The 9,230-nt window shown below is 38.8% G+C and carries 10 protein-coding genes and 1 pseudogene; 7 read left to right on the top strand and 4 right to left on the bottom strand.

Annotated elements, in window-relative coordinates:
• From IQ228_RS26655 to IQ228_RS14040, 3 genes and pseudogenes are all read right to left on the bottom strand, one after another.
• Positions 1-205 (bottom strand): annotated as a pseudogene (locus IQ228_RS26655) (hypothetical protein); the annotation flags it as partial.
• Positions 206-235: 30 nt separating this feature from the next.
• Positions 236-1,390: an ABC transporter permease DevC gene (gene devC, locus IQ228_RS14045; protein ID WP_027400920.1), complete on the bottom strand. Its 1,155-nt coding sequence runs from the start codon at positions 1,388-1,390 to the stop codon at positions 236-238.
• A gap of 69 nt (positions 1,391-1,459) precedes the next feature.
• Positions 1,460-2,878 carry an HlyD family efflux transporter periplasmic adaptor subunit gene (locus IQ228_RS14040; protein ID WP_027400921.1) on the bottom strand — a complete coding sequence of 473 codons (1,419 nt, stop codon included), beginning with the start codon at positions 2,876-2,878 and terminating at the stop codon, positions 1,460-1,462.
• A 1,129-nt stretch (positions 2,879-4,007) separates the two neighbouring features.
• Here IQ228_RS14040 and IQ228_RS14035 point away from each other — a divergent pair.
• The 4 genes from IQ228_RS14035 (at position 4,008) to IQ228_RS14020 (ending at position 6,756) form a co-directional block, all read left to right on the top strand.
• Positions 4,008-4,697, top strand: a complete 690-nt coding sequence (locus tag IQ228_RS14035) for an ATP-dependent Clp protease proteolytic subunit (RefSeq protein ID WP_027400923.1) — start codon at positions 4,008-4,010, stop codon at positions 4,695-4,697.
• A 39-nt stretch (positions 4,698-4,736) separates the two neighbouring features.
• Positions 4,737-5,390, top strand: a complete 654-nt coding sequence (locus IQ228_RS14030; RefSeq protein ID WP_027400924.1) for an ATP-dependent Clp protease proteolytic subunit — start codon at positions 4,737-4,739, stop codon at positions 5,388-5,390.
• An 86-nt stretch (positions 5,391-5,476) separates the two neighbouring features.
• A complete protein-coding gene (locus IQ228_RS14025; RefSeq protein WP_027400925.1) occupies positions 5,477-6,070 on the top strand; it encodes an ATP-dependent Clp protease proteolytic subunit in 594 nt (197 codons plus the stop codon).
• Between the two features lie 104 nt (positions 6,071-6,174).
• Positions 6,175-6,756, top strand: coding sequence for a J domain-containing protein (locus IQ228_RS14020; protein ID WP_193963225.1), 582 nt, complete (start codon positions 6,175-6,177; stop codon positions 6,754-6,756).
• Between the two features lie 75 nt (positions 6,757-6,831).
• Here the strand turns inward: IQ228_RS14020 and IQ228_RS14015 are convergent, their stop codons facing one another.
• Positions 6,832-8,163, bottom strand: coding sequence for a Rieske 2Fe-2S domain-containing protein (locus tag IQ228_RS14015; protein WP_193963217.1), 1,332 nt, complete (start codon positions 8,161-8,163; stop codon positions 6,832-6,834).
• 84 nt (positions 8,164-8,247) lie between these two features.
• Between IQ228_RS14015 and IQ228_RS14010 the strand changes: the two genes are divergently transcribed.
• Genes IQ228_RS14010 through IQ228_RS14000 form a run of 3 tightly spaced genes read left to right on the top strand, consistent with a single transcriptional unit; the run spans position 8,248 to position 9,147 of the window.
• Positions 8,248-8,436 (top strand): hypothetical protein, encoded by a 189-nt coding sequence (locus tag IQ228_RS14010; protein WP_193963208.1) that lies wholly within the window; start codon positions 8,248-8,250, stop codon positions 8,434-8,436.
• Positions 8,437-8,444: 8 nt separating this feature from the next.
• The gene (locus IQ228_RS14005; RefSeq protein WP_015083134.1) at positions 8,445-8,702 is read left to right on the top strand and encodes a MoaD/ThiS family protein; all 258 of its coding nucleotides are present in this window, start codon (positions 8,445-8,447) and stop codon (positions 8,700-8,702) included.
• 37 nt (positions 8,703-8,739) lie between these two features.
• A complete protein-coding gene (locus tag IQ228_RS14000) occupies positions 8,740-9,147 on the top strand; it encodes a hypothetical protein (RefSeq protein ID WP_027400930.1) in 408 nt (135 codons plus the stop codon).
• Positions 9,148-9,230 lie beyond the last annotated feature (83 nt).

The following is a 9,230-nucleotide window of genomic DNA, read 5'->3' as shown; positions in this document are numbered from 1 at the left end:
GGGAAGTAGGGGGAGTGGGGGAGGAAGAAGAATGGTTTTCACCAATGACAAATGACCAATGACCAATGACAAATGACAAATGACAAATGACAAATGACCAATGACCAATGACAACTGACAACTGACAACTGACAACTGACAACTGACAACTGACAACTGACAAATGACAAATGACCAATGACCAATGACCAATGACCAATGACAACTGACAACTGACAACTGACCAATAACCAATCTAAAAAATATCGGCTGGGTCGGCAGAGTTTAATTTCCGAATAGCAATCATCCCGGAAATAAAACACATTAAAATAGTTAACATGATTACCATAATGGCGCGATTATAACTCATAAATATAGGCAAAAGTGTAGCATCTCTAGCAACATTATAAAGAACAAGAGCGCAGCCAAATCCAGGTAAGTAACCAACAACTGCTAATAAAAAAGCCTCTTGAAGAATCACAGTTAGTAAATAATTTTGAGTGTAACCTATAGCTTTGAGCGTAGCATATTCAGATAAATGATCATTGACTTCTGTATACAAAATCTGATAAACAATTACAGTTCCTACAATAAAACCCATAATTGTTCCCAAGGTAAAAATAAAGCCAATAGCCGTACTACTTGCCCAATAATTTCTCTCAAATTCAATAAATTCTTCCTTGGTTAAAACATTAATATCTGTAGGTAGATAACTTCGCAATTCTTGAGCTACCACTATGGGATCAGCCCCAGGTTTTAACTTAATAATACCAATATCAATTAATCCCCGTTGACGGTTATTAAAAATCCGCAAAAAGTTAACATCACTGGTAATTAAATTTCCATCTGCACCAAAAGATGCCCCTAATGTAAATAATCCACCCACCTGAATTTTTCTTCTGCGTACTTCTGCTGTGACAACTTTTCCGGCATTAAAACTATCAGCGATCGGACCATACTCTACCCTAGAAGAACGGTCATATAAAACCACATCAGGCAGTTTAAGTTTATTTAAATTTTCCTCAACTCCGGGTAAATCAAAAAGATTAACTTCTGGATTCATGCCAAAAATTAAGATACTGCGAGGACGACCTGTAACAGGATTTCTCCAGCTTGTATAGTCTAAATATATAGGATGTACTGATTGAACTGTGGGCAAATCTAACGCCTTATATAAACGCCGTTGGGAAAAGGTTTTCATAGCCAAAACAGCATTAGATTGACTGTTAATTAAAACCACGTCGCCAACTAGACTACTGTGCATTCTGACGTTACTGTAATAGAGTGCATCTCGGAAACCTAGCTGCATGAACATTAAAATATCAGCAAAGGCAATACCTGACAAAGCTACGGCTAGGCGAGTTTTTTCTCTTGTCAGTTGTAGCCAAGATAAAGGTATTTTTACTGCCATTTTCTAAATCTTTTGATCTGGATACTAATTAAGTAGTTGAACATGAATATTTGGCATAGAAATATGATGTTAATTCTCATTAATTTCTACGGTGACTTTAGCGTTAGTTAAACCAGAAACTTGCTTGGTAAATTCTGGAGATAGGGCAATTTTCACTTCTACAACTCTGGCATCAATGTCTGCGGCTGGATCATTATTTAAGACATCTTTTTTGCCAATTTTTCTACCAATTGATGTAATTCTGCCTTTTAATTGACCGTTAAATGCGCCGTTGTCACTAGAGATAGTAGCAGTTTGACCTAAACGGACTTTATTAATACTATCTTCAGGAACTTCTGCAACTACGAACATCTGATCTGTTTGTCCAATTTCCGCAATTCCATTTGCTCCCATGATTTCCCCAGATTTGGTATAAATTTTTAATATTTCACCAGAACTAGGAGCTTTAACATAGCTTTGCTGAAGTTCTACTTGAGCTTTTCTCATTAAGGCAATGGCATTAGTAACTTGTGCTTGAGCTACTTGGACACTGAGGGGACTAACTACTAATATTCTGCTCAATCTTTCTCTTTCTTCGTCTATTTGTCTTTGTAAAGTGGAGACAGTTTTGTTGCGGTTGGCTGTGGCTTCAATTAACTGCTGTTGTAAAGTGGCTAGGGTTTTAATTTGATTAGCTCTAGCTTCGGAAACTTGCTGTTGAATGGTATCTATTGCCCGTTTTAAACTAGCTTGACTTTCGATTAACTGCTGATTTGTAGTTAACGCACTTAATCGGCGGCGATCGCGTTCTTGCTGAGAAATAGCACCTTGTTTGTATAAAAATTCATAGCGCCCATAATCTACTTGAGCGTTTCTTTGTTCAGCTCTAATCCGCTCCATATTAGCTTTCAAGGAATTTCTTTGTCCCAGTAGTTCCGCTTCCAAACGATTAACTGTGGCTTGTTGGGCAACTTTCTCACCACTTAACTGGGCAGCAATTCGGCTAATTGTCGCTTGTTGAGCCTCTTTTTCCCCCGCTAATTGGGCTTGTAACCGAGAAATAATGAATCTTTGAGCTTGAGCATCTCTGGGTGGACCAGCACTAACTTGGGCTAAATTTGCACGGGATTCTTGCAATTTAGCTTTGGCTTCTTCTACTACTGCCATACTAGTGTCGCGGCTATCTAAAATTGCCACAACCTGTCCTTGCTGTACTCGTTGTCCTTCTCTGACTAAAAGTTGCTGGACTCGTGAACTCCCTGATAAACCCGCTGGAGCAGAAAGTTTAACTACTTCTCCTCTTGGTTCTAAGCGTCCTATGGCAGTAATACTATTAGGAACTGGGGCTACAGATACAGCAGAAGTCAGTTTTTTTAATTGTTCCATTCTCGCTGTAGCTAAGAACCCAGCAGCTATAGCTACTGGCAAAGCTACGGCAATACTCAACCAAATTTTCGGCTGCTCAAGTGCCTTTTCTGGGGATTTTGATTTTTCATTCACCCTTGACATGATATTTAACCTATTTATCTGAATTATGGTGATGAAACTAAAAAAGTAAATTAGCTGTAATTAAAATCCACAGCAAACTTTATGTAAGACTTACACCTTTTTGGGCTTTTGTTTTGGCAAGTTTATAATTATTGTTGGGTATGATTAACCTTGCATAAACTACACTCTGTGATTATTCAAGTGTATTATCTTGACATGAAAATTTCTGTCTCAAAGCAACCTGGGATACAATAATTGGTAGATTTAATAAATCATTAGTAGTTGAGATTTCACATCTTATTTTTTAGAAGATGTGGGAAACTTCAAAAGTTAAAGTTTACAAGAGAAAATAAAACTTTTGAGTAAATAGGTAAGAATTTTAACAATTAATAATTACTAATTATCAGCCGAAACCAGACAACTAGGAATTTTAGTGATTAACGTTATTTTTCCTCCCAGAAGTCTCAGTGGTGATAACTTCATCTAAATTCTACATTTATCAGTTGAGGGAAAACGTAACGCATTTTACAGATAAGGTAATAGCAATTGGGAGCATCTTAGGACATCATGGCGTAAATAGGTTATTTTTTCTCAAAAAGAACAATAAATGGGGATTGATGGGCGTACAAATGGGGATTGACGGGCGTACAAATGGGGATGACTGGGTGTACAAATGGGGATTGATGGGTGTACAAATGGGGATTGATGGGTGTACAAATGGGGATTGATGGGTGTACAAATGGGGATTGACGGGCGTACAAATGGGGATGACTGGGCGTACAAATGGGGATTGATGGGCGTACAAATGGGGATGACTGGGTGTACAAATGGGGATGACTGGGCGTACAAATGGGGATGACTGGGTGTACAAATGGAGATGACTGGGTGTATAAATGGGGATGACTGGGTGTACAAATGGGGATGACTGGGTGTATAAATGGGGATGACTGGGTGTATAGATGGGGATGACTGGGCGCAGGACCTGCGCCCCTACTTTCTGACTTTTTTGGGATAGGCTGGATTTTTTTTTGGCGGGACTCACTAAAATCTAGCTTTTTTCACTATCAGGGAGAAATCCGCACCCTAAATTGGGTGAGCATCGCGCTAGGATGTAATACATTAACGGCATAATCTCAGATCATCAGTTGCTATGGAAAATTCCCCCATCAAGTCAGTTCAGGCTTCTTACTACGGCGATAGTTCCTACCGGACACCGCCACCAGATTTAGCTTCTCTACTTTTAAAAGAACGAATTGTCTATCTGGGAATGCCTTTAGTTTCAGCAGATGAATACAAACGGCAAATGGGCGTTGATGTAACCAAGCTAATTATTGCTCAGTTGCTTTATCTGAAATTTGATAATCCAGACAAGCCAATCTTCTTTTACATCAATTCAACGGGTACATCTTGGTATACAGGAGATGCGATCGGCTACGAAACGGAAGCTTTTGCTATCTGTGATACTATTAACTATATCAAAACACCCGTACATACAATTTGCATTGGTCAGGCATTGGGAACAGCAGCACTGATTCTATCTGCCGGAACTAAGGGTCAGCGAGCTAGTTTACCTCATGCCACTATTGTCCTGAATCAACCTCGCAGTGGTACTAGAGGTCAAGCAACAGATATTCAAATTTACGCCAAGGAAGTCTTAGCCAACAAAACGGCTATCTTGGATATTTTCTCTCAAAATACTGGACAGTCTGCCGACAAGATTGCCAAGGACACTGAGCGGATGTTTTATTTGACTCCCCAACAAGCCAAGGAATACGGATTGATTGATCGCGTTCTCGAAAGCATGAAGGATCTGCCGAAACCTTTACCAATGATTGTTTAAGTTGGTTCTCATCATCTCTAATTTCTTCTAATTATCCCTATGGCTGTTGATTCATCACTAAAAGTTCCTTATAACATTCCTGGTGGTAACCAGTGGCAGTGGGTCAGTATTGATCAACGGATGGCGCAGGAGCGGATTCTCTTCTTGAATCGTCCACTGGATACGACTCTGGCTAACTCCCTGATGTCTGCCATGCTGTATCTGGAGTCGGACGATCAGAGTAAGCCAATCTACCTTTATATCAATTCTTTGGGTGATCCTGTGCTGGCTGGTATGGATGAAAGTTTGGGAATGATGTCAATTAGGGCTTGTTTGTCAGTTTATGACACAATCCAGTACATCAAGTCAGAAATTATTACTATCTGTTTGGGTCAAGCAGTGGGTATGGCAGCATTGATTCTATCATCTGGGGCGAAGGGAAAAAGATTCAGTCTACCTCATGCCAATATTGCTCTGACTCAGTCTAGTGTGGCTACTCAGGGTCAAGCAACAGATATTCAAGTGAATGCGGAAGAGGTGTTGCAGAAAGAAAAGATAATTTTTGATATTTTTTCCCAAAATACGGGACAGACAGCCGAAAAAATCTCGAAAGATAGTGAACGTATTTTCTATATGACTCCCCAGGAAGCGAAGGAATACGGAATAATTGATCGGGTGCTAGAAAGTACCAAGAATTTGCCAAGCTCTATTTGAGTTTGCTCTCTATTTTGGATTCTGGCTTCTCAACTTTGACGGAAATTCTCCAGTTCTATTCTCATAGTCTTCACTAAAATTGTCCTATGCCTATTGGTATTCCCAAAGTTCCTTATCGTCTCCCAGGTAGCACCTATGAACAATGGATCGATCTCGAAGATCGTCTATTTCGGGAGCGCATTATTTTTTTGACGGAGGAAGTAGATGATGGTATCGCTAATGCGATTGTCGCTTATTTGCTCTATTTAGATTCTGATGATCAAACTAAGCCAATTTATTTGTATATCAATTCTCCCGGTGGTTCGGTGACTGCGGGATTGGCGATTTACGACACTATGCAACACATTAAGTCTGAGGTGGTGACAATTTGTGTTGGTTTAGCTGCTTCTATGGGATCTTTTCTGTTGGCTGCGGGGACAAAGGGGAAGCGGATGGCTTTGCCTCACTCCCGAATTATGATTCATCAACCTTCAGGTGGAACTCGTGGTCAGGCAAGCGATATCGCCATTGAGGCTAGGGAGATTTTACGGCTTCGTCACCAGTTAAATCAAATTTATGTTGATAATACTGGTCAATCTTTAGAGAAAATCGAGAAGGACATGAATCGTGACTTTTTTATGTCTGCTCAAGAAGCTAAGGAATACGGTTTAATTGATCGTGTGATTGAAGAACGTATTTAAATAGGGGAAAATGATTCAAAATTCAAGCTGTAAGGTTCAAAAGTCTGAGTTTCTCGGTTTGAATTTTTAGTTTTGAATTTTGAATTGAAGTCAAACGAAGCAACATGGATGTTGAAGATTATTACCGGATATTAGGTTTAAGGTCGGGAGTTTCTTTTGCTGATGTTAAAGCGTCCTATCGCCGGTTGGTTCAGCAGTATCATCCTGATATCAACCCAGATGATCTCAAAGCAAAAGATAAGTTTATTGCGGTAACTGAGGCTTATAAGTTTCTCCAAACGGTTTTACCGCCGGAGGAAATTAACCCAAGGACTAGTGCGACAGAAGTGCAAACTCAACCAGCAGCACCGAAAACAATGGTTACACCTCGTCCACAAAATTTGCAGGAGATTGAACAGCGGTTAAAGTGGAAGACTTATGAGCAATTACAGCGGTTTTTACAGGAAAAACGGTTTCCCCAGGCGATCGCTCTAGCAGAGGCTTTAGTGGCGCGTTTACCGGGGGATGGGGAGGTGCGTCAATGGTTGGCGATCGCTTATCAAATCTGGGGAAGAGCTTTAATTACGCAAAAACAACTCCCAAAAGCCAGAATTTATCTGAAAAAAGCCTTAAAAACTGACCCGTACAATAAAACTTTATGGTCTGAAGTTCAGCAAGATTTTCAACGTTTGGAATTAAAGCTTTAGTAATTGGTAATTGGTAATGGGTAATGGGTGATTGGTAAGAGTTTATTATTGATTCATTCTTTATTTTTGAATTGTTTATTTCTCTGCGTGGATGTAATCTACAAAGTAGAATTTAGGAATGAGCGAAAATTTCAGCCAACTGTAAGCGCCTAAACCTAAAAGTGCCGTAATTACCAATGGCAAACCTAGCTGTAACCGCCAATAATCTGGTAATACAGCTACTCCAGATATAACAATTACAAAATATACTAAAAGTCCTATTTGCAACCTTTCTAGATTTTTAACTGCGGTGCGACAACTACTACAATGCTGGGTATGTTGTTTGTATCTATCCAACATTTCCCCATGATTATCATTAATAGATGTAGGTTCACTCACATTAATTCCTACTTCATGCCAAGGTAATTTACCTTGACAATATTTATCAAACCAATTACGAAATTCAATTACCAATTTATCAGCATTTGTTGGTAATTTATAAGCCGTTTTCCAGCTTTCATGTAATTGTTTCTTCTGTAATAAATACTCTTGCTGATTTAGTAGCATCATATCCCCATCTAATACTAGATTTCTTTCATGAATATGATTCCACCAACGAGGAATAAAGCGATGTAAAGTCTTAGCGAAATTGCGGGAAAATTGAGCAACTATTCTTGATTTACCAGGAGATACAGGAATAGCATACACCAGTAAACCTAATTTTTTGCCAGTATTACCAAGATTAATGGTATATTCTAATCTACAAGGTGGTTCAAATGTAATAGTTGTGGGTAAACCCCTTTCGATATTTACTTCAATTAAATTAATGGTTGATTTGACTATATTAAGAGGTATAGGTCTAGCTTTTTCTCTATTACCTTGAACTCCATGATGAGAAAAAGGAACATGACTAGGATCTGCTACATTTTCTATTAATGTTTGCCAATCGTATTCCAAATCTCGAACATAATTCGACCACACAAATCCTTTTTCTGCGTCTATTTGGGGTGATAAAGGTAAAGGTGTATTTTCAGCTATTGCTGCTGTTTTTTGATCTGTCCACACCCAAAGTAGTTCCTGTTGTTGACGAACTGGAAAGGAAACAACACAAAAATTTTCTTTATTTTTGGCAATAATTTCTGGGTTTTCTGCTTGGGGAACGCGCTGACAAATGCCATTTTCATTAAATTCCCAACCGTGATAACTACACATTAAGTTACCTGTTTTAGTTTCTATTCTACCTTCGCTTAATGGTGCGAGACGGTGGGGACATTGATCCAAAAATACCCGATAGGTTTCTGAGTTAGTAGGTTTCCAAATCACCAAGCGCATTCCCAGTAGAGTTAGGGATGTTGGTCGCTGGGGATTAATATCTTCGATTGGTATGAGAGGATACCAATGCTGAAAAAAGTTGAATTCAGATTGCATATTGCTTCTAAGAGATAAAACAAGTACACTACTGATAGTATATTGTCATAATAATTTTAATTTCTCGAACTATTCAAATTCACCATGGCCAATCCCTTTTTTCCAGGTAAACCAGTTCCTCCAGAACATTTTGTCGGACGCACATCAGAAATTAACTTTGCCTTTGACCAAATCTGTAACCGTAGTCATTTTGCCATTTGGGGTGGACTGGGAATAATGAGTAAAACCTCATTTTACAATAATCCCCAACAATTAAATTATCAGGTTGTATAAAAAATTATATGTCCCAATCTATCGCTGTCACCGTTAAGTTATTTGCTGTTTATCAAGAAGCTTTTGATGTGTCTGAACTAGTCTTAGATTTTCCTGATGGTACACCAGTTCAAGCTGTGTGCGATCGCCTAATTGCTGAACACCCAAAATTAAGCAAATGGCGAGAAATAACCCGTTTCGGCGTGAATTTACAATTTGTTGAACCAGATACTATTCTCCAAAATGGTGATGAGGTGGTTTTAATTCCTCCAGTGAATGGTGGTTAATGAGGATATATGCAAATACATTCACAAGAAATTAAAGATGATTAAATTAATTTTTACAACAATTTTCATAATTTTGCTGACAGCTTGTACTAGTATTGCCTTATTACCGACACCGGAATTAGTGCAAAAAGCGATCGCCCTGCAACTAGAACAAACCCAACAGCAACTTAACCAACAGCTAGATTTAAACTTCCAAAAATTTAATATTCAGCGCATATCTATTATTCAACAACAACCCCTCACCATTGAAAACTTACCAGCTTATCGGGTACAGGGAAATTACGACTTTACCGTGAAACTACCAAAACGCAGTTTTAAACAACTTGAAAAACCCTTTGAAGTTTATCTACAAATTCAAAAAGAAGGTAAAAGTTGGCGGTTATTAATACCAGAAAAAACCCATCAAGATCCTCAATCCAAATGGCAGAGTTACTTAATTCTTTAATGGGATGTTTGACACTCCCCAGTCTAAGAGGGTGTTTGAAAAGTCATGATTGCCGTATTAAATGTTTTACCCCTCCCTAACCC

It is taken from the genome of Dolichospermum sp. LEGE 00246 (genome assembly GCF_015207865.1).
Classification (GTDB): domain Bacteria; phylum Cyanobacteriota; class Cyanobacteriia; order Cyanobacteriales; family Nostocaceae; genus Dolichospermum; species Dolichospermum heterosporum.
This window is presented reverse-complemented; position numbering and strand designations above follow the sequence as displayed.

Bases quoted from the DNA above. Each gene is read 5' to 3' on its own strand.
- IQ228_RS14010 (WP_193963208.1), top strand. From the start codon at position 8,248: ATGGCCAATCCCTTTTTTCCAGGTAAACCAGTTCCTCCAGAACATTTT.
- IQ228_RS14030 (WP_027400924.1), top strand. From the start codon at position 4,737: ATGGCTGTTGATTCATCACTAAAAGTTCCTTATAACATTCCTGGTGGT.
- IQ228_RS14020 (WP_193963225.1), top strand. From the start codon at position 6,175: ATGGATGTTGAAGATTATTACCGGATATTAGGTTTAAGGTCGGGAGTT.
- IQ228_RS14025 (WP_027400925.1), top strand. From the start codon at position 5,477: ATGCCTATTGGTATTCCCAAAGTTCCTTATCGTCTCCCAGGTAGCACC.
- IQ228_RS14000 (WP_027400930.1), top strand. From the start codon at position 8,740: ATGATTAAATTAATTTTTACAACAATTTTCATAATTTTGCTGACAGCT.
- IQ228_RS14015 (WP_193963217.1), bottom strand. From the start codon at position 8,163: ATGCAATCTGAATTCAACTTTTTTCAGCATTGGTATCCTCTCATACCA.
- IQ228_RS14040 (WP_027400921.1), bottom strand. From the start codon at position 2,878: ATGTCAAGGGTGAATGAAAAATCAAAATCCCCAGAAAAGGCACTTGAG.
- IQ228_RS14005 (WP_015083134.1), top strand. From the start codon at position 8,445: ATGTCCCAATCTATCGCTGTCACCGTTAAGTTATTTGCTGTTTATCAA.
- devC (WP_027400920.1), bottom strand. From the start codon at position 1,390: ATGGCAGTAAAAATACCTTTATCTTGGCTACAACTGACAAGAGAAAAA.
- IQ228_RS14035 (WP_027400923.1), top strand. From the start codon at position 4,008: ATGGAAAATTCCCCCATCAAGTCAGTTCAGGCTTCTTACTACGGCGAT.